Origin of the sequence: Bradyrhizobium sp. 63_E2_N1_3, from assembly GCF_052076005.1 — a bacterium.
In the GTDB taxonomy this organism is placed as follows: Bacteria; Pseudomonadota; Alphaproteobacteria; order Rhizobiales; family Xanthobacteraceae; genus Bradyrhizobium; species Bradyrhizobium barranii.
Window position 1 is genome coordinate 5,502,740 of record NZ_CP197235.1, and the last position, 21,970, is coordinate 5,524,709.

The 21,970-nt window shown below is 64.5% G+C and carries 20 protein-coding genes; 6 read left to right on the forward strand and 14 right to left on the reverse strand.

From position 1 onward, the window contains the following. Positions 1 to 27 precede the first annotated feature (27 nt). Positions 28 to 2,226, forward strand: coding sequence for a TRAP transporter permease (locus AB7531_RS26570; protein WP_063983840.1), 2,199 nt, complete (start codon positions 28 to 30; stop codon positions 2,224 to 2,226). A 22-nt stretch (positions 2,227 to 2,248) separates the two neighbouring features. After that, positions 2,249 to 4,096: a glutaminase A gene (gene glsA / locus AB7531_RS26575; RefSeq protein ID WP_063983841.1), complete on the forward strand. Its 1,848-nt coding sequence runs from the start codon at positions 2,249 to 2,251 to the stop codon at positions 4,094 to 4,096. Between the two features lie 15 nt (positions 4,097 to 4,111). Here glsA and AB7531_RS26580 read toward each other — a convergent pair whose 3' ends face one another. The 14 genes from AB7531_RS26580 to AB7531_RS26645 form a co-directional block, all read right to left on the reverse strand. Next, entirely contained in the window at positions 4,112 to 4,414 is a 303-nt protein-coding gene (locus AB7531_RS26580) for a nucleoside triphosphate pyrophosphohydrolase family protein (protein WP_014495972.1), read from the reverse strand. Between the two features lie 26 nt (positions 4,415 to 4,440). Then, positions 4,441 to 4,968, reverse strand: coding sequence for a carboxymuconolactone decarboxylase family protein (locus tag AB7531_RS26585; protein WP_028146557.1), 528 nt, complete (start codon positions 4,966 to 4,968; stop codon positions 4,441 to 4,443). Between the two features lie 497 nt (positions 4,969 to 5,465). After that, the gene (locus AB7531_RS26590; protein ID WP_063983842.1) at positions 5,466 to 5,825 is read right to left on the reverse strand and encodes a Zn-ribbon domain-containing OB-fold protein; all 360 of its coding nucleotides are present in this window, start codon (positions 5,823 to 5,825) and stop codon (positions 5,466 to 5,468) included. Beyond that, positions 5,822 to 6,958, reverse strand: a complete 1,137-nt coding sequence (locus tag AB7531_RS26595) for a thiolase family protein (protein ID WP_063983843.1) — start codon at positions 6,956 to 6,958, stop codon at positions 5,822 to 5,824. Before AB7531_RS26595 ends, AB7531_RS26590 begins: the two co-directional genes overlap by 4 nt. Further along, complete coding sequence (locus AB7531_RS26600; protein ID WP_063983844.1) at positions 6,955 to 8,169, reverse strand: CaiB/BaiF CoA transferase family protein; 1,215 nt, start codon at positions 8,167 to 8,169, stop codon at positions 6,955 to 6,957. Before AB7531_RS26600 ends, AB7531_RS26595 begins: the two co-directional genes overlap by 4 nt. Before the next feature lie 119 nt (positions 8,170 to 8,288). Next, on the reverse strand, positions 8,289 to 8,495 hold the full coding sequence (locus AB7531_RS26605; RefSeq protein WP_014495977.1) for a hypothetical protein: 207 nt from the start codon (positions 8,493 to 8,495) through the stop codon (positions 8,289 to 8,291). 123 nt (positions 8,496 to 8,618) lie between these two features. Continuing rightward, positions 8,619 to 9,788, reverse strand: coding sequence for an acetyl-CoA acetyltransferase (locus AB7531_RS26610; protein WP_063983845.1), 1,170 nt, complete (start codon positions 9,786 to 9,788; stop codon positions 8,619 to 8,621). Positions 9,789 to 9,845: 57 nt separating this feature from the next. Then, the gene (gene eda, locus AB7531_RS26615) at positions 9,846 to 10,496 is read right to left on the reverse strand and encodes a bifunctional 4-hydroxy-2-oxoglutarate aldolase/2-dehydro-3-deoxy-phosphogluconate aldolase (RefSeq protein ID WP_028146563.1); all 651 of its coding nucleotides are present in this window, start codon (positions 10,494 to 10,496) and stop codon (positions 9,846 to 9,848) included. A gap of 13 nt (positions 10,497 to 10,509) precedes the next feature. Next, positions 10,510 to 11,496, reverse strand: coding sequence for a sugar kinase (locus AB7531_RS26620; protein ID WP_063986437.1), 987 nt, complete (start codon positions 11,494 to 11,496; stop codon positions 10,510 to 10,512). Positions 11,497 to 11,525: 29 nt separating this feature from the next. After that, entirely contained in the window at positions 11,526 to 12,512 is a 987-nt protein-coding gene (gene denD, locus AB7531_RS26625; protein WP_071914932.1) for a D-erythronate dehydrogenase, read from the reverse strand. A gap of 79 nt (positions 12,513 to 12,591) precedes the next feature. Continuing rightward, on the reverse strand, positions 12,592 to 13,467 hold the full coding sequence (locus AB7531_RS26630; RefSeq protein ID WP_014495982.1) for a carbohydrate ABC transporter permease: 876 nt from the start codon (positions 13,465 to 13,467) through the stop codon (positions 12,592 to 12,594). A gap of 2 nt (positions 13,468 to 13,469) precedes the next feature. Then, on the reverse strand, positions 13,470 to 14,417 hold the full coding sequence (locus AB7531_RS26635; RefSeq protein ID WP_063983847.1) for a carbohydrate ABC transporter permease: 948 nt from the start codon (positions 14,415 to 14,417) through the stop codon (positions 13,470 to 13,472). Positions 14,418 to 14,484: 67 nt separating this feature from the next. Beyond that, positions 14,485 to 15,798 carry an ABC transporter substrate-binding protein gene (locus AB7531_RS26640; protein ID WP_063983848.1) on the reverse strand — a complete coding sequence of 438 codons (1,314 nt, stop codon included), beginning with the start codon at positions 15,796 to 15,798 and terminating at the stop codon, positions 14,485 to 14,487. Positions 15,799 to 15,869: 71 nt separating this feature from the next. After that, positions 15,870 to 16,931 carry an ABC transporter ATP-binding protein gene (locus tag AB7531_RS26645; RefSeq protein ID WP_063983849.1) on the reverse strand — a complete coding sequence of 354 codons (1,062 nt, stop codon included), beginning with the start codon at positions 16,929 to 16,931 and terminating at the stop codon, positions 15,870 to 15,872. 201 nt (positions 16,932 to 17,132) lie between these two features. On the opposite strand from AB7531_RS26645, the gene AB7531_RS26650 reads away from it, so the two are divergent. The 4 genes from AB7531_RS26650 to AB7531_RS26665 all read left to right on the forward strand — a co-directional run bounded on the left by AB7531_RS26650 (position 17,133) and on the right by AB7531_RS26665 (position 21,948). Further along, a complete protein-coding gene (locus AB7531_RS26650) occupies positions 17,133 to 18,233 on the forward strand; it encodes a LacI family DNA-binding transcriptional regulator (RefSeq protein ID WP_063983850.1) in 1,101 nt (366 codons plus the stop codon). Between the two features lie 122 nt (positions 18,234 to 18,355). Continuing rightward, positions 18,356 to 20,185, forward strand: coding sequence for an IlvD/Edd family dehydratase (locus tag AB7531_RS26655; protein WP_063983851.1), 1,830 nt, complete (start codon positions 18,356 to 18,358; stop codon positions 20,183 to 20,185). A 164-nt stretch (positions 20,186 to 20,349) separates the two neighbouring features. Continuing rightward, positions 20,350 to 21,081: an SDR family oxidoreductase gene (locus tag AB7531_RS26660; protein ID WP_063983852.1), complete on the forward strand. Its 732-nt coding sequence runs from the start codon at positions 20,350 to 20,352 to the stop codon at positions 21,079 to 21,081. A gap of 120 nt (positions 21,082 to 21,201) precedes the next feature. Next, entirely contained in the window at positions 21,202 to 21,948 is a 747-nt protein-coding gene (locus AB7531_RS26665) for an SDR family NAD(P)-dependent oxidoreductase (protein ID WP_014495989.1), read from the forward strand. Positions 21,949 to 21,970: the final 22 nt, after the last annotated feature.

Sequence of the window (21,970 nt, forward strand, 5' to 3'; positions counted from 1 at the left end):
CCGCAGAACTGTTTGAGGAGAGCGCCGATGTCAGAGACTGCGGCAGCGCCGGCGACGAAGGTTGAGTTCGCAGATCCGCATCTCGGCGCCGCCGCCGACCTGCAGGAAGCCGAGGTCACGCGCGTCCGTACGCTGAAGGGCGCGTGGCGCTGGGTGCTGATGGCGGCCACCGCGGCCACCATCCTGTTGTGTGTGAACCAGCAATTCTCGCTGCGCTTCTTCATCGACTACACCCAGCTCAACACCGAATATTTCTACCTGCTGATAGCGCTGATGCTCCCATTCACCTTCCTGATCTTTCCAGGATCGGAGAAGGCGCCGCTCGACCGCATCCCCTGGTATGACCTCCTGTTGTTCGCCGCGACCTTCGGTTCGGCGATCTGGCTGATGCTCAACATCCGCAAGGCCGCGCAATTCGGCTGGGAGTTCGATGGCGCGCCTGGCAACGTCATCGCCGCCGGGCTCGTGATGTGGTTCGTGCTGATGGAGGCGCTGCGGCGCACCGGCGGCTGGAGCCTGCTGCTCAGCGTGCTGCCCTTCACGCTCTATCCGTTGTTTGCGGACTCTTCCTGGCTCGGGCCGTTCCGCGGCACGCAGTCGACGCTGCAGCAGACCACGTCCTATCACATGCTCTCCGGTGAGAGCCTGCTCGGCATTCCCATCCAGGCCTTTGCCGACACCGTGATCGGCTTCCTCGTCTTTGGCACCGCGCTGATGATGACGGGCGCGGGCAAATTCTTCATCAACATCGCCTTCGCGATGTGCGGCACCTTCCGCGGCGGCGCGGCAAAAGTCTGTGTGTTCGCATCCGGCCTGCTCGGCACCGTCGGCGGCAGCATCGTCTCCAATGTTCTGACAGCGGGAACGATGACGATCCCCGCGATGAAGAAGACGGGGTTCACGCCGTCCTATTCCGGCGCGATCGAGGCCTGCGCCTCGACCGGCGCCGTGCTTGCCCCGCCCGTGCTGGGCGCGACCGCCTTCGTCATGGCGCAGTTCATGAACACGGGCTATGCCGACGTCGCGCTCGCCGCCACCATCCCCTCGATCCTCTATTATGTCGGCCTGTTCGCGCAGGTCGACGCCTATGCCGCCCGCCACAAGCTGAAGGGTCTGCCGCGCGCCGAGCTGCCGCGCTTCTGGGACGCTTTCAAAGAGGGCTGGTACTATCTCTTCGTGATCGTCGTGCTCGTGGTGATGCTGCTCTACTTCAAGCGCGAGAGCCACGCGCCGTTCTATGCCTCCGTGCTGCTCGTGATCCTGCATCAATGGTCCGGGCCGGCGCGCTGGAGGCTCGGCAACACGCTGGTGCTCGCCGGTTCGATCGCGGCAACGGCTGCGATGTTCTGGTTCGGCGTGCTCAATGCCGCGCTGTGGGGCATGTGCCTGCTGGCCGCGCTGAACGAATTCTTCCCCGGCAAGAACTGGGGCGGCGCGCGCTGGCTGCATTTCCTCGAACTCAACGGCAAGACCTTCGTCGAGCTGATCGCGATCCTCGCCGGCTGTGGCCTCTTGATCGGCGCCTTCTCGCTCACCGGCGTGATCTCGAGCCTCGCCAACGACCTGCTCAGCATCGCCGGGGGCGATGCCTTCCTGCTGCTGATCATGTGCGCCATCACCAGCCTGATCCTCGGGCTCGGGCTGACCACGACCTCCTGCTACATCTTCCTGGCCATTCTGGTGGCGCCGGCGCTGGAGAAGCTCGGGCTGAACAAGATGGCCGTGCACATGTTCATCTTCTACTGGGGCATGCTGTCCTCGATCACGCCGCCGGTGGCGATCGCCTCCTTCGCGGCGGCCGGCATCGCCGGCGCGCCCGCGATGAAGACGGGCTGGGAGAGCATGTGGGTCGGCAGCATCATCTATTTCATCCCGTTTTTCTTCGTGCTCAATCCGGCGCTGCTGCTTCAGGGCAGCAACCCGTATCTGGAGGCATTCGGGCTGACCGGACTTGCCTGCTTCGGCATCGTCTTCATCTGCGGCGGCATCCAGGGCTACCAGGCTTTTGTCGGCGACCTTCGCGGCGCCGGCCTGATGGAGTGGCCTTTGCGGGTGCTGCTGGTGATCGGCGGCTTCGTCGTGGCCACCCCGGGCGGCGGGATCATGCCGCTGTCGCAGATGCAGGTCACGCTGCTGGGCCTCGCGATCCTCGTGCCCACGGTTTTGATCGCCCTGCTGCTGGTCCGGCGGCAGGCTGTGGTGCCGGACGGGTTGCGCGTGCCCTGATTGCGTTGCACAAAGACAGGCGATGACAACGCTTTCGCCTCTCGCCTCCGCCTGGACCCGCTCGAAGCCGCCCTTGCTGCGGTTTCTGGGCAATTGTCTCAACGAATTCTCGGCCGAGACCTCCGGCGCCGTTGCCGACTACATCCCCGAGCTTAGCAAGGCCGACCCTGCCCATTTTGGCATCAGCCTCGCGACCCTGGACGGCCATGTCTACGAGGTCGGCGACAGCCGGGTGCCCTTCACCATCCAGTCGATGTCGAAGCCCTTCGTGTTCGCGCTGGCGCTGGACCTCCTGGGCGCCGGCCGCGTCGAGAGCGCGATCGGCGTCGAGCCCTCGGGCGATCCCTTCAACTCGATCCGGCTCAATTCCGAGAACCATCCGTTCAACCCGATGGTCAATGCCGGCGCGATCGCCTGCACCGGGCTGATCTATGACAGCAAGGGCACGGAAGCCTTCGAGCAGATCCGGCTTGCGCTCAGCCGTTTTGCGGGGCGCGATCTCGCGGTGGACGAGGCCGTTTACAGCTCGGAGAGCCAGACCGGCGACCGCAACCGCGCCATCGGCTACCTCCTCAAGACCAATGCGGTGATCTCGGACAATGTCGCGGGCGTGCTCGACGTCTATTTCCGGCAATGCGCGGTGCTGGTCACGGCGCGCGACATCGCGGTGATGGCGGCGACGCTCGCCAATCGCGGCGTCAATCCCGTAACCGGAGAGCAGGTGCTGACACCCTACGCCATCTCGCGCACGCTGTCGGTGATGACGTCGTCGGGCATGTACGACTACGCCGGCGAGTGGATCTACCGGATCGGCATCCCCGCCAAGAGCGGCGTCGGCGGCGGCATCCTCGCGGCCCTTCCCGCCCGGCTCGGGCTCGGCTGCTATTCGCCCAAGCTCGACAAGCACGGTAACAGCGTGCGCGGCATCAAGGTCTGCGAGGCGCTGTCCTCGCATTACGACCTGCACATGCTCAACCGCAGGGACGACGCCCGCAACGCCGTCATCGCCGACTACGACATCGGCAAGAGCCCGTCGCGGCGCGTGCGCCGGCCGCAGGAGCGCAAGATTCTGGCCGGGCATGAGCAGGAGGTGCGGGTTATCGAGCTGGTCGGCACGCTGTCGCTGTCGGCGGTGGACTATGTCTCGCGCCGGCTGGCCGGACAGCCCCGGCCGCAAATCGTGATCTTCGATCTCCACCGCGTCACCTCCACCACGCGCGCCGGGGCGCGGCTCGTGGCCGAGGCGTTCGAGGAGCTGGCAGCGCTGAACGTGACCGTCGTACTGTCAGGGGTCAGGCGTGCGTCGAAGGAATGGGACAGCCTGCGGGAATGGACGGCGGAGCTGAAGAACGTCCGCGACTTCTATCTGCTCGACACCGCGATCGAATGGGCGGAAGACCAGATCGTCTACCGCTACGGCGGCTCGATCGATTTCCACGAGACCACCGAGCTCGCCGAGCAGCCGCTGCTATCAGGCATGAGCGAGGAAGAGCTGACCGACCTCGCCTCGATCTGCACGATCCGGACCTTTCCATCCGGGGCAAAGATCATCACGACAGGCGACCCCGCCGATTTCCTGTTCTTCCTGCGCAGCGGCGCCGTACATGTCACCCTGCCCGACGGCGTGCGGCTGGCGACGCTGACCGCCGGTATGGCCTTCGGCGAGATGGCGCTGCTGGAGCCGACGCGTTCGGCCGATGTTTTCGCGGACATGGCGGCGACCGCATTCGAGGTGCCGCTGAAGGATTTCGAGCGCTTCCGCAAGCAGCACCCGCGCGCCTCCGAGCGCATCATGCGCAATCTGGCGCAGCTGCTGGCCGACCGCCTGATCGTCGCCAATGCCAAGGTCGACATTCTGACGTCGACGTGAGCGCGCTGATCCGGGTCAGCGGCTCGCGGCTTCGCTCAGTCGCCGCTTGATCTTGGCCGCGCTCGCCTTGAGCAATTCGGACGGCTGCTGGCCGGTCGCGGCGCACAGGCAGGCCCAGTAATAGATGACATCGCCGAGCTCATCGACGAGGCCCGCCTTGTCGAGCCAGTCATCGCGCAGCAGCTTCTTGATGTGGTCGGCCACCTCGCCGGATTCGCCGGCGAGGCCGAGCCCGAGATAGGACAGCCGCTCGTTGGACGGATGCTCATCGACTTTCGCAATGCTCGCGGCCCAGACCGCGTATTCATCGATCGTCATCGGCAGACCTCGCCACAGTTTTTGGATTAGCCCACCACTTCCGTGACGGGCTGGAGATCGATTTCAAAAGTCTCCAGAAATTTCGACGTCATGATGTAGAAGCCGACCGAAAGCTGGAGTTCGACCAGCGCGGCCGGTGTCAGCTTCGATGCGATCGCCTTGAACGTCGCATCCGTCGGCTTCTTCAGCTTCACGATCTCGTCGGTGAAGGCGAGCGCGGCGCGCTGCACCTCATTGAAGCAGGTCGCGGCCTGCCAATTCTCCAGCGCTTCGTTCTGCTCGTCGGTGACGCCGACATTCTTGCCGATGCGCTTGTGCGCGACGATCTCATACGGCGCCTCGCACAAAATGCCGGTGCGGGTGATCGCTAGCTCACGCACGATGGGATCGAGCTCGCCCTTGTGGCGGATGGCTCCGCCGAGCCGGCAATACTGCTCAAAATAGCTCGGCGAGTGCGCCATCATGCGGAAGATGTTGGCGTTGCGGTTCTTGTCGAGAATTTCGCGGGTGCGGTCGGACGCCTTGAACGGGTCGCTGTAGTTGATACGGGCCATGATTTACCTGAAGATTTCCTTGACGATTTCCTTGGGCCTTTGATGCTTTTTGTCGTTAGCGGCGAGAGTCCCACGAAACTGTATTCTGGCGTGACCGCAACAGCAACATCATCGAGTCAAAATGCCGCCGCATTGCTGATCGACCTTGGGACAGTCGATATTCGCCGTGTGGGGACAAATCACGGTGAATACTCGCAAGGGGTGTTCCGAGTAAAAAACAATTGACCGTCGGGTGCGCTAGCCGCGCAACGATGAGTCACGCCCAAGTCTAGGGAGAAAAAGGCATGAAGGAAGCCACCAAGGGGGCGGCCTCGGGAGCGCTCGCGCATATGCTGGCGGTGACGGCGATGCTCGTCATCGCCAGCATATTGTTCTACGGGCGTTAGCAAGAGTTGCGTAGAGTGTTTTCGTCATTCCGGGGTGGCTCTCGCACAAGCCAGGCTCAGAATCCCGTTCCAGGCTCGGTCCCTCGGACCGCCCCCGAATGACGGATCCTACTATTTCCTTTTGCTGAAAAACGGCACGAGCTTGCCGGCAAACGTCGGGAAGCTCGCAGTGACCTCATCGCCGATAGCTAGATTCGTCTCGCCGTGCGCCATCATGCGAAATCCCTCTGCGCAATCGACCAGCAGGATGTTGTAGGGCAAGTGCGCCCGGGTCTCGGGCGTGGCGGCGCGGCAGACCAGCGAAGTCGCATAGACGCTGCCCTTGCCGCAGGCGCGCGCATCGCGCGGATCGGGCGCGCCGCAGGCCGCGCAGAAGGCGCGATGGAAATACTGCGCATGGCCGCATGCGCCGCAGGTCTGAAAGGTGATGGCCTGCTCACCCTTGGTCCAGTCCGCGATTCGTTCGCTCATCGCACGCGCTCCAGAAACATGCTCACGTGGGACGACAGCACGCCGCCGTCGCCGTGCAGCAGCGCGATCGATGCGTCGCGCACCTGGCGGCTAGCCGCCCGCCCCGTCATCTGCAAATGCGCCTCGACCAGATGCGCCATCGCGCCGCCGACGCCGCAATGGCCATAGCTGAGCAGGCCGCCATGGGTGTTGAGCGGCATCGCGCCGTCGCGGCTGAAATGGCCTGATCGCACGCGCGCAGCCGCCTCGCCGCGGCCGGCGAGGCCGAGGTCTTCCAGCAGCATGGCGAGCGTGATCGTAAAGCTGTCGTAGATCGCGGCGTAGCGCACGTCGGAGATCGCAAGGCCGGTGGCCTCCTTGGCGCGGGCGATGGAGATTTCAGCACCGAGCTCGCTGAGCGCGGGCGCGGCCGTCACGTGCTGATGGGTATGCGCCTGGGCGCAGCCGCGGATGCGCACGCCGGCCTCGCCGGTCCGCTCACGGCTGATGACGAAAGCCGCGCCGCCGTCCGACACCGGGCAGCAGTCCAGCAGCTTGAGCGGCATTGCCACCGGCTTCGAGGCGATGACATCGGCGACCGTGATGGGATCGTGGAATTGCGCGCCGGGATGGGTGCAGGCGTGCGCGCGCATCAGCACCGCGAATTCGGCGAGATCCTCTTCCGTCACGCCGTATTCGTGCATGTAGCGGGTGGCGACCAGGCCGTAATAGGCGGGAATGGTCGGGCCGAGCGGCACCTCGTAGTCGGGATGCCCGACCTGCGCCAAAGCCTGGATCGAAGCGTCGCGGCTTTGGCCAGTGAGGCGGTTCTCGCCAGCAACGACGAGGACGTTGCGCGCGACGCCCGCCTCGACGAGGTGATGGGCCAGCATGGTCATAGCAAGGCCCGTCGCGCCGCCGACCTGCACGGCGTGCGCGTAAGACGGACGGATGCCAAAATGCTCGGCGAAGACGGTGGCCAGCATGATGTGGGGCGAGACGGTCGAGTAGCCGCAGAGGATGCCGTCGATGTCGGCGCGCTTGAAACCGGCATCGTCGAGTGCGGCTTGCGCCGCCTTGCTCATCAGGTCGAGCGAGGACGAGCCTTCGTGCTTGCCGAAAGGTGTGAGGCCGACGCCGGTGATGAAGCTCATGATGCCCCTCCCTGCTCCGGCGGCGAACGCGTGACGCCATCGCGGACCATCGCGTCGATCTCGTCCGCGGAATAGCCGATCTCACGCAGGATCTCCGCGCCATGCTCGTTGAGCCGCGGCGCCAGCCTTGCCGGCTCGGCCTCGGTCTCCGACCAACTGGCCGTCACCTTCATGCTGCGGATCGGGCCTTCGGTCGGATGGTTCACGACCGGGAAGAAGCCGGTGGCTTCCAGATGCTCGTCGTGCAGGATCGACGCGAGGTCGTGCATCGGCATCACGGGCACATCGGCCTTGGTCAGCAGGTCGATCCACTCGGCCGTGGTGCGGGTCTCGAAGATGCGCGCGAGCTCGGCATAGACGACGTCGATATTGGCGGCACGGCCGGCGAAGGTCGCGAATTTGGGGTCGGCGCGCAGATCGTCGCGGCTCGTTGCCTTGAAGAAGTTCTCCCACTGCTTGTCGTTGTAGACGATGACGCTGAGATAGCCGTCCGAGGTCTTGTAGGGCCGGCGGTCGCGCGAGAGGTGGCGGGCATAGCCGCCCTTGTCGAGCGGCGGCTCGTAGGTGAGCCCGCCCATGTGGTCGCCCATGACGAAGCCGGCCATGGTCTCGAACATCGGGATGTCGACGCGCTGGCCGCGGCCGGTGCGATCCCGATGCACGAGGCTGGCGCAGATCGCGCCGACCGCAGTGAGACCGACGATGCGGTCGACCAGCGCGTTGGGCACATAGCGCGGCACGCCATCACCCGTCTGCGCCATCAAGGCGGGGAGCGCGGTCGCGCCCTGGATCAAATCGTCATAGGCGGGTTTTGCCGCGTAGGGCCCGTCCTGGCCGAAGCCGAACACGCCGGCGTAGACGAGACGCGGGTTGATTGCGGAGACGACGTCGTAGCCGAGCTGAAGCCGCGCCATCGCCTGCGGGCGGACATTGTAGACGAGAACGTCGGCGTCCTTCAGCAGCCGCAGGACGGCCTCTCGGCCGGCGGGCTTCTTCAGATCGAGACAGATCGAGCGCTTGCTGCGGTTGGTGTTGAGGAACACCGGGCCCATGCCGGCATGGCGCATCGGACCGATCAGGCGGGTGACGTCGCCGTCGAGCGATTCCACCTTGATCACGTCGGCACCGTAATCGCCGAGCATCTGGGTCGCATAGGGACCCATCAGCACGGTGGTCATATCCACGACCTTGATGCCCTTCAGCGGCCCCATCCGTTCGCTCCCGATTGCGCGGGCTCAACCTGGCCCTGCGATTTCGGTCCAGCTAAGGGCAGCGACGCCGCACGCGCAAGGGCGGCCGGGGTATGGCCGCATGCGCGGTGCCGCGGCCGCTATTTCTTCTGGCGGGATTCGCGGATCTTGATGAGGCGGTCGAGCTCATCGTTCTGCTGGTTGATCCGGTCGGCGATGCGCGACTCGTTCTGCTCGCCGGAGGCGGCAGCGGCCTGCTCGATGAGCTGCCGGATATTGTCCTCGAGGATCGCGATGCGATCGTTGAGTGCGTCTATCGACAGCGAGTCTTCGTAATCATTGCCCATGATGCATTCCCTGCCAATCAATGAAGAGCCGCAGGATGGGCAAAGCGTAGCGTGCCCACCATGATCTAGCGCAACAAAAAGGTGGGCACGGCGCAAACGCGCCTTTGCCCACCCTACGAGAACTTACTTCAACGGCTCCAGCACGGAGACGTAGTTGGCAACCGCCGCGCCGCCCATGTTGAAGATGCCGCCGAGCTTGGCGTTCTTGAGCTGCATGCCCTCGGGCGCCTGGCCGGCAAGCTGCATCGCGGTCATCACGTGCATGGAGACGCCGGTGGCACCGATCGGGTGGCCCTTGGCCTTCAGGCCGCCGGACGGATTGACCGGCAGCTTGCCGTCCTTGAGCGTCCAGCCTTCCTTGATGGCACGGGCGCCCTGCCCCTTCGGCGTCAGGCCCATCGCTTCGTACTCGATCAGCTCGGCGACGGTGAAGCAGTCATGGGTCTCGACGAAGGAGAGATCGGTGAGCGCAACGCCCGCCTTCTCCAGCGCGCGCTGCCAGGCGACCGTGCAGCCCTCGAACTGGAGGATGTCGCGCTTGGACATCGGCAGGAAGTCCTGGGCGTGCGCGGTGGCGCGGAAGCCGATCGACTTGCTCATGCCCTTGGCGGTCTCGGCGTCGGCCAGCACCAGCGCCGCGGCGCCGTCGGAGACCAGCGAGCAGTCGGTGCGCTTCAGGGGACCCGCGACATAGGGGTTCTTCTCGCTCTCGGCGCGGCAGAACTCGAAGCCAAAATCCTTGCGCATCTGGGCGAAGGGGTTGGCGACGCCGTTCTTGTGGTTCTTGGCCGCGATCAGCGCCAGCGCATCGGACTGGTCACCGTATTTCTGGAAATAGGAGCTGGCGATCTTGCCGAACACGCCGGCGAAGCCGCCGACGGTGTCCCCGTCCTCCGGCAGATAGGACGCCTTGAGCAGGTTCTTGCCGATCTCCGGACCCGGGGTGCGGGTCATCTGCTCGACGCCGACGACGAGCACGATCCTGGCCGCGCCTGCGTCGATCGCACGCAGGCCCTGATGGACCGCGGCGGAGCCGGTGGCGCAGGCGTTCTCGACGCGGGTCGTGGGCTTGAAGCGCAGCTTCGGGTCGGCCTGGAGCACCAGCGAGGCGGTAAAATCCTGCGGCGAGAAGCCGGCGTTGAAATGGCCGAGCACGATCTCGTCGACGTCGGACGCGGAAATGCCGGCATCGGCCATCGCCTCGTTGGCCACGCGGGTGACGAGGCTTTCGACGGTCTCGGTGTCGAACTTGCCGAACGGCGTATGCGCCCATCCGACGATGCTGGCGGTCATGGTCATCTCCCTGGGGTCTCTTACTGACCTATGTCTTAGCCCACCAACTGCAAGACTTCACGTGGCTTTCAGGGCCTTGAGGGTGCGCTGGCAGATGGCAGTTATGCCGGCCCAGTTCCCGGCCTTGATCTCCGCCGTCGGGCATAGCCAGGAACCGCCGACCGCGACCACGTTGGGCTCGGCAAGCCAGGTTGCTGCATTGGCCTCGCCCACACCGCCGGTCGGGCAAAACCGCACGTTCGGGAACGGGCCGCCCAGCGCGCGCAGGCCCTTGATGCCGCCGGCCTGCTCGGCCGGGAAGAATTTTGCGACGTCGAGGCCGTACGACAGCGCCAGCATCAGCTCGGAGGCGGTGGCGATGCCTGGGGCGAACGGCAAGGAGCTGTCCGCGGCGACCTTCAGGAGATCGGGGGTCAGACCCGGGCTGATGCCGAACGCGACGCCCAACTTCTCGACACGGACGAAATCGGCCGGCTTGAGGATCGTGCCGATGCCGACGACCGCCTCGGGCACCTCGGCCATCATCGCCCTCGCCGCCTCGATCGCAACGGGGGTGCGCATGGTCACCTCCAGCGTGCGGACGCCGCCAGCCACCAGCGCTTTCGCCAGCGGCACGGCATCCTGGATACGCTCGATGGTGAGGACAGGAATGACGGTCGCGGCCTTGAACAGCGCGACGAGGTGGTTCTGTTGGGCAGTCGTGGTCATCTTGGCTTTCGTTTCACTTGGTCGCTTGACGCGTGGTCGCTGGCCGGTGCCGCTTCTTCGGCGGCATGGCATAGCCCGGAATGATGGCGCCGGCATAGCAGATCACGAGGCTGGCGAGGCGGTGCCCGGCCTGGGCCGCCTCGACCGGATCGGAGCCGCCGAGCCGGGCCGCGATATAGGCCGCGGCAAAGCTGTCGCCGGCCGCGGTGGTGTCAACGACCGGCTTGGTCATCGGTTCGGCGCGGACTTCGCTGGTGCCGCCGGGAAAGCGCAACAGGCTGACGGGCTCGGCGAGACGGAACACCAGCTCGGGCGTGGGAATGCGCGCCATCAACTGCTCGTGGCTTTCGCCGGGATAGAGCGCGAGCAGATCCTCGGTCGAGGTCAGCACGATGTCGGCGGTCGCAAACGCCGTGGCAAAGACCTCGCGGGCGACGTCGCGGTCCGGCCATCCCCGCGCGCGGAAATTGGTGTCGAACACGAAGCGGGTGCCGAGCAGGCGCGCCCGCTTGATCGCCGCGAACAGGCGCTCGCGCCCGGCCGCCCCGTAGATCGAGAGCGTGATCGCGGAGAGATAGATGATGTCGTAGCTCATCAGCGAGTTGAGCAGCTCATCCGTCTCCGGCAGGCTCATCAATTGGCGCGCTGCCGCACTGTCGCGCCAGTGGAAGAACTGCCGCTCGCCCTTCGCATCCGTCTGGATCATGTAGAGGCCGGGCAGCTTGCCCGGCAGCCGGGAGACGCGGCGGGTCCCGACGCCCTCCGCATTCCAGGCCGCGATCATCTCGTCGCTCAGGGCATCGTCGCCGAGCGCGGTGAGATAGTCGACCTTGACCTCGAGCCGCGCCAGATACACCGCCGTGTTGAGGGTGTCGCCACCGAAGCCGCGCGAATACAGGCCGCCGCCCTGGCCATGCCCGCTGGACTGTCCAGCGGACTGTCCACCCTGGGCCTGCCGGAGCTCGACCATGCATTCACCGATGCAAGCAACGCTCGCCATCGTCATATCCACGCTGTTCATCGGTTCGATCAGGCGACGAAGTTGCCGCCGAGCTCGTCTTCGATGTGAATGCGGATGATGTCGTCAAAAGTCTTTTCTTCGGTGGTGAAGCCGAGCTCGCGCGCCCGCTTCGCCTCGAAATTGCGCGGCCAGCCGCCGACGATGCCGACGATGAACGGATCCAGCTCGTGCTTGATGCGCGCGGCGACCTTGTCGCCGGCCACCCGCTTGAGCGCAGCGATCTGTTCGCCGACCGTAGCCGAGAAGCCGGGCATGGTCAGGTTGCGGCGCGGACCGACCTTGGCGAGGTCCATGGTGCCGGCGTGGAGCAGGAAGCCGACGGCGGAACGCGGCGTGGCGTGCCAGTGGCGGACGTCCTCGGAGACCGGGAGGATCGCTTCCTTGCCGGCCAGCGGCTCGCGCAGGATGTTGGAGAAGAAGCCCGATGCCGCCTTATTGGGCAGGCCGGGCCGGATGCAGATGGTTGGCAAGCGGATGCCGATGCCGTCGAGGAAGCCGCGGCGCGAATAGTCGGCGAGCAGCAATTCACCGATCGCCTTCTGGGTGCCGTAGCTGAGCAGCGGGGTGTGGAAGAACTCGTCGCCGATCGCGTCCGGGAACGGCGCGCCGAACACCGCGATTGACGAGGTGAAGACCACGCGCGGCTTGTAGCCGCCGCCGACGAGCCTGACGGCATCGAGCAGCATCCGCGTGCCGTCGAGATTGATGCGGTAGCCCTTGTCGAAATCGAGCTCGGCTTCGCCGGAGACGATCGCGGCGAGATGGAAGATCACGTCGGGGCGGCCGGCGATCAGCTTTTCGGCTGCGCCCGGCACGGCGAAATCGCCTGACACGGTCTCGACCGGGAAACCGGCCTTTTCCGGCTTTTTGGGCTCGACCACGTCGTGCATGGTCAGCTTGGTGATGTCGCTCTTGCCGAGCCGGCCGTCGCGCAACAGCCGTTCACACAATTTACGGCCGACCATGCCGGCGGCGCCCAGAACCAGAATGTGCAAGAGCCTACTCCTTCTTATTGGCCGGAGCGCGCCGCTCCTGACACGTTCTCCTGGCACGCTCTCAAGGCAGGCCCCGCGATCATTCCTTCACGGCGCCGGTCATCGCCGACACATAGTACTCCACGAAGAAGGAATAAAGGATAACTACGGGGACCGAGCCGATCAGGGCCGCCGCCATCAGCGCGCCCCAATGGTAGACGTCGCCGCTGACGAGCTCGGTGATGGCGCCGACGGGAATCGTCTTGTTCTCCGACGAGGAGATGAAGGTCAGCGCGTAGATGAACTCGTTCCAGGACAACGTGAAGGCGAAGATGCCGGCCGAGATCACCCCCGGGAGCGACAGCGGCAGCGTGATCTTGACCAGGATCTGGAGCCGCGTCGCACCGTCGATCAGCGCGCATTCCTCGAGCTCGTAGGGAATGGTGCGGAAATAGCCCATCAGGAGCCAGGTGCAGAACGGGATCAGGAAGGTCGGATAGGTCAGGATCAGCGCCAGATTGCCATCGAACAGGCCGAGCTGGAACACGATCGCCGCCAGCGGAATGAACAGGATCGAGGGCGGCACGAGATAGCCGAGGAAGATCGCTAGCCCCACATAGCGCGAGCCCTTGTAGCGGAGACGTTCGATCGCGTAGGCGGCGCAGACGCTGGCGAACAGCGAGATGAAGGTGGAGGACACCGAGACGATCACGGTGTTCCACATCCAGAGCGGATAGTCGGTTTCGACCAACAGCTTCTTGATGTGCTCGATGGTCGGATTCACGATCCAGAACGGATTGTACTTCTCGTAATCGTACATCTCCGCGTCCGGCTTGAACGTCGCGACCGCCATCCAATAGAACGGGAACAGCAGGAAGAAGATGATCAGGCCGAGCGGAAAGTAGACCCGCAAGAACTTCCGCGGGAAGCTCTCGAGATAGTCCATTCCGACGCTTTGGTCGTCTGCGGTGCTCATGGTCAGTCCCTCCCGCCCTGCTGCCAGCGGGAGCGCTGAAGCCCGAAGAAGCTGAGCAGGATCGCTGCGACCAGGAACGGGATCATCGCGTTCGAGATCGCTGCGCCCTCCCCGAGATTGCCGCCGGTGATGGCGCGCTGGAACGACAGCGTCGCCATCAGATGCGTGGCATTGATCGGCCCGCCCCGCGTGATGGTGTAGATCAGCTGGAAGTCGGTGAACGTCATCAGCACCGAGAATGTCATCACGACCGCGATGATCGGCGACAGCATCGGCAGCGTGATGTGGCGGAAGCGCTGCATGTTGGTGGCGCCATCGAGATTGGCCGCCTCGTAGAGCGAGGGCGAAATCGTCTGCAATCCCGCCAGCAGCGTGATCGCCACGAAGGGCACGCCACGCCAGATGTTGGCGGCGACGACCGACAAGCGCGCATTCCAGGGATCGCCGAGGAAGTCGATGTAGCGCGTGATCAGGCCGGCCTTGATCAGTACCCAGGAGATGATCGAGAACTGGCTGTCATAGATCCACCAGAACGCGATCGCGGACAGCACCGTCGGTACCACGAAGGGCAGCAGCACGATGGCGCGGATCATCGACTTGAACGGCAGCCGCTCGTTGAGCAGCAGCGCGAGGTAAAGGCCGATGGCGAATTTCACGATGCTCGCGGTGAACGTATAGAAGATGGTGTTGAAGACCGAGAGCCAGAACACCGAATCCTTGGAGAGCGAGACGAAGTTCGCAAAGCCGATATAGCGCCCGGCCCCGCCGATCTTGGTGTCAGTCATGCCGAGCCAGAAGCCCAGCGCCAGCGGATAAGCCAGAAACAGGATGAGGATCGCGATCGCCGGCACCATGAACATCGCGCCGAGCCAATTCCGGCTCTCGAATGCTCTGGTCCAGAGGCTGGCGCGCTTGACCTGCGCGACAGCGGACTCGGCCATGACTGCCATGTCGGATTCCCCTCGGGAGAAAAGTCACGGCGTCCGGCGAACCGGACGCCGCGCGGATTGGCGTTGATCAGACCTGGTAGTAGCGCTTGGCGCGCTCGGCGGCGCGCGCCGCCGCCTGCTTCGGCGTCGCCGAGCCGGAGGCTGCTTCCGCGAACATGTCGACGACGACGAAGTCGCCCATCACCGCGGCGGAGGCATAGCCGAGATCGCCGGCAAAGCCGTTGTCGCGGCAGCGCTTCAGGCAGTCGCGATACGGGGTGATCTTCGGATCCGACGTCCACACCGGGTTGTCGTTGTAGGCCGGCAGCGGCGGCGACACGTAGCCGTTGGAAGCGACCTCCCAGGCGTCGTAGTTCTCCTTGTCCATCATGAACTTGATGAATTCCTTGACCGCCTTGGGATACTTCGAGTGCTTGTAGCCGTAGTAGACCAGCACGTTCTGCTGCTCGGTCGACACGCCCACGGGGCCGATCGGCATCGGCGCGTGGTTCATGTCCTTGGCGATCTCCTGCTGCTTCGCATCGGTGGAGTTCTTGCCGACGGTCCAGATCGAGATGCCGTTCAGCGTCAGGCTGAGTTCGCCGTTCAGGAACGCCTTGTTGTTGTTCGAGTCATTCCACGACAGCACGCCCGGGATGAAGGTCTCGTAGAGCTGCTTGACGTATTCGAGCGCGGCGACCGTCTCCGGGGAGTCGATCACGACCTCGTTCTTGTCGTTGACGACCTTGCCGCCGAACGCCCAGAGCGCCCACTGGCACCAGCCATTGGCATCGCCCGTGGCATGGCCGAGCGCGAAGCCGGCCGGCGTGTTGTTCTTCTTCAACGCCTGGCAGAGCTTGAGGAAGCCGGCGGTGTCCTTGGGGAATTCCTCGAAGCCCGCAGCCTTCACGTGGCTGATGCGGTAGTTCAGGCAGCCGCCGGTCGCGCCCTGCGGAATGGCGATCCAGCTGTTGCCCTTCTTGCCGTAACGTTCGGCAACCGGATACCAGCCGCCATACTGCGCGCCGAGATAGTCGGCGACATCAGTCATATCGATCAGCTTTTCCGGGAATTTGTGGGGATCGTCGAGCGTGCCGATGATGAGGTCGGGGCCGGCGCCGACATTGGCGGCCACCGCGGCCTTGGGGCGGATGTCTTCCCAGCTCTCGGCCTCGAGCTTGATCTTGACGCCGGTCTTCTCGGAGAACTTCTTGGTCTGCTCGGCAAACTTGTCGAACTCGGCCTGGATGAACTGCTTCCAGCGCAAGACGCGGATGGACGCGTTCGGTTCGGGCGTGTTGGTCCACTCCGCGGCGCGGACCGGCACGATGCCCGGGCCGGCCAGCAACGCTGCGCCGCCCAGGCCGGCCTTAAGCACACTTCGCCTGTCGAAATTGCTCATCGTTCTCTCCCTGAATTTTATATTTGTATTGGGTCGTTCTTGAATAGTCGTTGGGCAATCCTTCGGCGCGGCTACATACGTTTGCCCGTCGCCTCGTCGAACAGATGAACCAGTGACGGGTCAGGCTTCAGCTTGACCTTGTCGCCCGGATTGAACTGGTGACGCTCGCGGAAGACCGCGACGACCTGCTCGCCACCCACCTTCGCGAACACCTGCGTCTCCGAGCCGGTCGGCTCGACCACGATGATCTCGGCATCGGCGCCGTCGTCCGCGATGGTGAAATGCTCGGGTCGCACACCGTAGACGACAGGACGACCGTCGGACGCCGCCGGCGCGTTCTTGAGCGGCAGCTTGACGCCGTTCGGCCCCTCGAAGGTCGCAACGCCGTTGACGCGCACATGGCCTTTCAGGAAGTTCATGGCCGGCGAGCCGATGAAGCCGGCGACGAACTGGTTGTCGGGCTTGTCGTAGAGCTCCAGCGGGGTGCCCATCTGCTCGACGATGCCGTCATGCATGACGACGATCTTGTCGGCCATGGTCATGGCCTCGATCTGGTCGTGGGTGACGTAGACGGTCGTCGTCTTCAGCCGCTGGTGCAGCTCCTTGATCTCGGTGCGCATGGCGACGCGCAGCTTGGCGTCGAGGTTCGACAAGGGCTCGTCGAACAGGAACACCTGCGGATCGCGCACGATGGCGCGGCCCATCGCGACGCGCTGGCGCTGGCCGCCGGAGAGCTGGCGCGGATAGCGTTCGAGCAGCGGCGACAGCGCGAGAATTTCGGCGGCGCGCTTGACGCGCTTGTTGATCTCGTCGGAGCTCGCGTTCCGCAGCTTCAGCGAGAAGCCCATGTTCTCGCCGACGGTCATGTGCGGATAGAGCGCATAGTTCTGGAACACCATCGCAATATCCCGCTCCTTGGGCTGGATATTGTTGACGACGCGGTCGCCGATCGAGATCGTGCCGGAGGTGATGTTCTCGAGGCCTGCAAGCATGCGCAGAAGCGTCGACTTGCCGCAGCCGGAGGGGCCAACCAGGACGACGAACTGGCCGTCCTCGATCGGAATCGAAACGCCGTGCAGGACTTCAAAATTGCCGAACGATTTCCGCACGTCGCGGATTTGCACAGACGACATCTAGCTCCCTCCTCGAAAGTCCACGACGCCTCACGCGCCGCGACCGTCTTGTTTTTCAGACTTCACCGAACGAAGCCCGATCTTAGCGAGCGACATTGTCGGCAGTTTGTGCGGTTTTGGCAATTTGTCTTTGGTTAGTCGTTGCTGGTAGCGCTGTCAACGTTCCTTTGTTTGCCGGACCGACTGTGATAAGAGCAACTAATGGGTCGAAAACGCACCAAGTCAGGTAAAATCCGGCTGGCGGAAGTTGCCGAGCTTGCCGGCGTCAGCCCGATCACGGCGTCCCGGTTCTTCCGCAATCCGGAGGCCCTGTCGGTCGCCAAGCGGACGCGGGTCGAGAGCGCAGCCAATGAGCTCGGCTATGTGCCGAACCTGGCGGCGCGGGCGCTGGCCTCGCAGCGCACCGAAGTGATCGGCGTCTTGATCCCGTCACTGACCAACAACGTGTTTTCCGACGTGCTGCGCGGCATCTACGACGCCTCCGAAGGCAGCCGGTACTCGATCCAGCTGTCCAACACACGCTACAGTATTCTCCAGGAGGAGAAGCTGCTGCGACTGTTTCTCGCGCAGAAGCCGGCCGGACTGATCGTCACCGGCATCGACCAGACCGCGGAATCGCGCGCGATGCTGGAGGCCGCCGACTGCCCGATCGTGCAGATCATGGAGGTCGGGCCCAATCCGGTCGACATGATGATCGGCTTTTCGCACTATGATGCGGCCCGCGCGGCGATCGCCCACCTGTTCGCGCAAGGCCATCGCAAGATCGGCTTCGTCGGCGCGCGCATGGACCCGCGGGTGCAGCGGCGGCTGGACGGATATGTCTCGGCCATGAAGGACGCCGCGCTGTTCGAGCAGCGCCTCGTCGTCACGACGGCGACACCGACCTCGGTGACGCTCGGCGGCACCCTGTTCACCGATCTTTTGGCGCGCGAGCCTGATATCGACTCGGTGTTCTGCGCCAATGACGACCTCGCGCTCGGCGTGCTGTTCGAATGCCGGCGCCGGGAGATCGCGGTCCCCGAGCAGATCGCGATCGTCGGATTCAACGACCTCGAATTCATGGCCTCCGCGGTACCCACCCTCACCAGCGTGCGCACCAACCGCTACGAGATGGGCAACACGGCCGCCACCATGCTGATCGAAGCGATCGACGGACGGCGCCCCGAGCAGCCGGTGCTCGATCTCGGCTTCAAGGTGATCGAGCGGCAAAGCTCGTCGTCGCGGCGGTCGGACGACAGGCCTGCCGCATCAGGCGCGGGCGCCGCGAACAAAATGATAGCGTTACCAAGTGGCCAAGACTAGTATCGCGCTTGTGAGGGAATGACCCGCCAACGGGCCTTTGAACCATGGATCGCGCCGTTGGGCATCGCACCAGCCGAAGCTGAGCTCCCGACGCCAGTGCGTTTGCATTGCAGGAGAAACCAATGACAAAAAAACCAACCAATGGGCATGCGCCCGCCAGCAACGGCGCTCGCCGCCACCTCCGCTCGCAGGAATGGTTCAACAATCCGCATAATCCGGGCATGACCGCGCTCTATATGGAGCGCTACCTGAATTACGGCCTCACCCGGGCCGAGCTTCAGTCCGGCAAGCCGATCATCGGCATCGCCCAGACCGGCAACGACCTTTCCCCCTGCAACCGCCACCATATCGAGCTGGCGCACCGCGTCCGCGAAGGCATCCGCGAGGCCGGCGGCATTGCGATGGAATTCCCGACCCATCCGATCCAGGAGACCGGCAAGCGCCCGACCGCGGCGCTCGACCGCAACCTCGCCTATCTCGGCCTCGTCGAGATCCTCTACGGCTATCCGCTCGACGGCGTGGTGCTGACCACCGGCTGCGACAAGACCACGCCTGCCTGCATGATGGCTGCGGCAACCGTGAACCTGCCCGCGATCGTGCTGTCGGGCGGGCCGATGCTGAACGGCTGGCATGCCGGCGAGCGCACCGGCTCCGGCACCATCGTCTGGAAGTCGCGCGAGCGGCTCGCCGCCGGCGAGATCGACTATGAGGAATTCATGGAGATCGTGGCGTCCTCGGCGCCGTCGGTCGGCCATTGCAACACCATGGGCACCGCCTCGACCATGAACGGGCTTGCCGAAGCGCTCGGCTTCTCGCTGCCGGGCTGCGCGGCAATCCCCGCCCCCTATCGGGAGCGCGGCCAGATCGCCTACGAGACGGGAAAACGCGCCGTCGAGATGGTCTGGGAAGACCTCAAGCCGTCGGACATCCTGACCCGCAAGGCGTTCGAGAACTGCATCGTGATCAACTCGGCGATCGGCGGCTCGACCAACGCGCCGATCCACATCAACGCGCTGGCGCGCCACATCGGCGTCGAGCTGTCGATCGACGACTGGCAGAAGTTCGGCCACGACGTGCCGCTGCTGGTCAACATGCAGCCGGCCGGCTTCTATCTCGGCGAGGAATTCCACCGCGCCGGCGGCGTGCCGGCCGTGGTGCGCGAGCTGATGAAGCACAAGCGCATCCACGAGGACGCGGTCACGGTGAACGGCCGCGGCATCGGCGAGAACTGCGCCAATGCGCCCGCGCCCGACAATGACGTGATCCGGGCCTACGACAAGCCGCTGGTGAAGGACGCCGGCTTCCTGGTGCTGAAGGGCAATCTGTTCGATTCCGCGATCATGAAGACCAGCGTGATCTCCAAGGAATTCCGCGACCGCTATCTCAGCAACCCGAAGGACCTCAACGCCTTCGAGGGCCGCGCCATCGTGTTCGAGGGCCCGGAGGATTATCACGAGCGGATCGACGATCCTTCACTCGACATCGACGAGAGTTGCATGCTGTTCGTCCGCGGCACCGGCCCGATCGGCTACCCCGGTGGCGCCGAGGTCGTGAACATGCAGCCGCCGGCTGCGCTGATCAAACGCGGCATTCTCGCCCTGCCCTGCATCGGCGACGGCCGCCAGTCCGGCACCTCGGGCTCGCCGTCGATCCTGAACGCCTCGCCGGAAGCTGCCGCCAATGGCGGGCTCGCGATCCTCAAGACCGGCGACAAGGTACGCATCGACCTCAACAAGGGCAGCGCCAATATTCTCATTTCGGACGACGAGGTGAAGAAGCGCCACGCCGAGCTGATGGCCAATGGCGGCTTCAAGCATCCGGCGAACCAGACGCCGTGGCAGGAGATCTACCGCAACACGGTCGGCCAGCAATCGACCGGCGCCTGCATGGAGCTCGCCACAAGGTATCAGAACGTCGCCGGCACGTTTGGTGTCGCCAGAGACAATCACTAACAGCCACGTCGTCATTGCGAGCGAAGCGAAGCAATCCAGAGATATCTCCAAGGAGACAGTCTGGATTGCTTCGTCGCAACAGTGCAAAATTGCTGCGCAATTTTGTCACGAGTTCCTCGCAATGACGAGCCGATAGACAAATTCAAGCCAAGGAGAAAAACAACATGGCAGACCGCCTCAAGGGAAAGCGCGCCGTCGTCACGGCTGCAGCGGCAGGCATCGGGCGCGCATGCGCCATCGCATTCGCGCGTGAAGGCGCAACCGTCATCGCCACCGACATCAACGAGGCCGGCATCGCGGGCCTGACCAAGGAAGGCATCGCCGAGGTCGCCAAGCTCGACGTCCGCAACACCGCCGACGTCAACGCCTTCGCCAAGCGCGTCGGCAAGATCGACATCCTGCTCAACGCGGCGGGCTTCGTGCATCACGGCACCATCCTGGAGTGCTCGGAAGAGGATTTTGACTTCTCGTTCGACCTCAACGTCAAGTCGATGCACCGGACCATCCGGGCGTTCCTGCCCGAGATGCTGGCGGGCGGCGGCGGCAGCATCGTCAACATCTCGTCCTGCGCGGCGCTGCGGCCACCGGCCAACCGCTACGTCTACAGCGCGTCGAAGGCGGCGGTGTCGCTGCTGACGCGCGCGGTCGCGCTCGACTTCATCACCAAGGGCATCCGCTGCAACAGCATCTGCCCCGGCACCGTCGAGACGCCCTCGATGCTCGACCGCGCCGCCGCGCAGGGGCCGCAGGGCAAGGAGATGTTCGTCTCCCGCCAGAAGATGGGCCGGCTCGGCACCGCCGACGAAATCGCATCCATGGCGGTCTATCTCGGCAGCGACGAAAGCGCATTCACCACCGGCGTCGACCTTGTCGTCGACGGCGGCTACATGCTCTGATCGCTCCTCATCCCGAGGAGGCGCGACAGCGCCCTCTCGAGGGATGGGCCACGGGCTTATGGTTCGAGGCGCGCGCAAGTGCGCGCTCCTCACCATGAGGGATAGACAAGGGAGTTCTCGATGAACAAGATCGATCTCAACGGCCGCATTGCCGTCGTCACCGGCGGCGCGCAGGGCTTTGGCCGTGCCATCACCCGGCGTTTCATCGACTCCGGCGCCAAGGTCGCGATCTGGGATTTCGACTCGGCTCTCGCCGAGAAGACCGCGAATGAAGTCGGCGGCGAGACAAAAGTCTTCAAGGTCGACGTCACCGACCCCGCCGCGGTCGAGCAGGCGCGCGATGCGACGCTTGCCGCCTTCGGCAAGATCGACATCCTCGTCAACAATGCCGGCATCGCCGGCGTCAACAAGCCGGTCTGGGAGACCGATCTCGAGGAGTGGCGCAAGGTCCTGCGCATCAATCTCGACGGCCCTTTCATCGTCTGCAAGGCGATCGTGCCGACGATGCTCAAGCAGAAATACGGGCGGATCGTGAACATCGCCTCGATCGCCGGCAAGGAAGGCAATCCCAACGCCTCGCATTACTCGGCCTCCAAGGCCGGACTGATCGCGCTGACGAAATCGCTCGGCAAGGAATTGGCGGCACATGACATCCTCGTGAATGCGGTGACGCCGGCCGCGGCGAAGACCGCGATCTTCGACCAGATGACGCAGCAGCATATCGACTTCATGCTGTCGAAAATCCCCAAGGCACGCTTCGTGCTGGTGGAAGAGCTCGCCGCGATGGTGAGCTGGCTCGCATCCCAAGATTGTGCCTTCTCCACCGGCGCGGTGTTTGATATTTCCGGCGGACGGGCGACCTACTGAAGCTTTGGCCGCCCCTTGAAGG

Excerpts from the sequence above, each read along its gene's own strand:
- AB7531_RS26630 (WP_014495982.1), bottom strand. The coding sequence starts at position 13,467 with ATGAGCACCGCAGACGACCAAAGCGTCGGAATGGACTATCTCGAGAGC.
- AB7531_RS26635 (WP_063983847.1), bottom strand. The coding sequence starts at position 14,417 with ATGGCAGTCATGGCCGAGTCCGCTGTCGCGCAGGTCAAGCGCGCCAGC.
- AB7531_RS26660 (WP_063983852.1), top strand. The coding sequence starts at position 20,350 with ATGGCAGACCGCCTCAAGGGAAAGCGCGCCGTCGTCACGGCTGCAGCG.
- AB7531_RS26595 (WP_063983843.1), bottom strand. The coding sequence starts at position 6,958 with ATGAGCTTCATCACCGGCGTCGGCCTCACACCTTTCGGCAAGCACGAA.
- glsA (WP_063983841.1), top strand. The coding sequence starts at position 2,249 with ATGACAACGCTTTCGCCTCTCGCCTCCGCCTGGACCCGCTCGAAGCCG.
- AB7531_RS26645 (WP_063983849.1), bottom strand. The coding sequence starts at position 16,931 with ATGTCGTCTGTGCAAATCCGCGACGTGCGGAAATCGTTCGGCAATTTT.
- eda (WP_028146563.1), bottom strand. The coding sequence starts at position 10,496 with ATGACCACGACTGCCCAACAGAACCACCTCGTCGCGCTGTTCAAGGCC.
- AB7531_RS26590 (WP_063983842.1), bottom strand. The coding sequence starts at position 5,825 with ATGAGCGAACGAATCGCGGACTGGACCAAGGGTGAGCAGGCCATCACC.
- AB7531_RS26580 (WP_014495972.1), bottom strand. The coding sequence starts at position 4,414 with ATGACGATCGATGAATACGCGGTCTGGGCCGCGAGCATTGCGAAAGTC.
- AB7531_RS26650 (WP_063983850.1), top strand. The coding sequence starts at position 17,133 with ATGGGTCGAAAACGCACCAAGTCAGGTAAAATCCGGCTGGCGGAAGTT.
- AB7531_RS26605 (WP_014495977.1), bottom strand. The coding sequence starts at position 8,495 with ATGGGCAATGATTACGAAGACTCGCTGTCGATAGACGCACTCAACGAT.
- AB7531_RS26600 (WP_063983844.1), bottom strand. The coding sequence starts at position 8,169 with ATGGGGCCGCTGAAGGGCATCAAGGTCGTGGATATGACCACCGTGCTG.
- AB7531_RS26570 (WP_063983840.1), top strand. The coding sequence starts at position 28 with ATGTCAGAGACTGCGGCAGCGCCGGCGACGAAGGTTGAGTTCGCAGAT.
- AB7531_RS26620 (WP_063986437.1), bottom strand. The coding sequence starts at position 11,496 with ATGGCGAGCGTTGCTTGCATCGGTGAATGCATGGTCGAGCTCCGGCAG.
- AB7531_RS26665 (WP_014495989.1), top strand. The coding sequence starts at position 21,202 with ATGAACAAGATCGATCTCAACGGCCGCATTGCCGTCGTCACCGGCGGC.
- AB7531_RS26640 (WP_063983848.1), bottom strand. The coding sequence starts at position 15,798 with ATGAGCAATTTCGACAGGCGAAGTGTGCTTAAGGCCGGCCTGGGCGGC.
- AB7531_RS26655 (WP_063983851.1), top strand. The coding sequence starts at position 18,356 with ATGACAAAAAAACCAACCAATGGGCATGCGCCCGCCAGCAACGGCGCT.
- AB7531_RS26585 (WP_028146557.1), bottom strand. The coding sequence starts at position 4,968 with ATGGCCCGTATCAACTACAGCGACCCGTTCAAGGCGTCCGACCGCACC.
- AB7531_RS26610 (WP_063983845.1), bottom strand. The coding sequence starts at position 9,788 with ATGACCGCCAGCATCGTCGGATGGGCGCATACGCCGTTCGGCAAGTTC.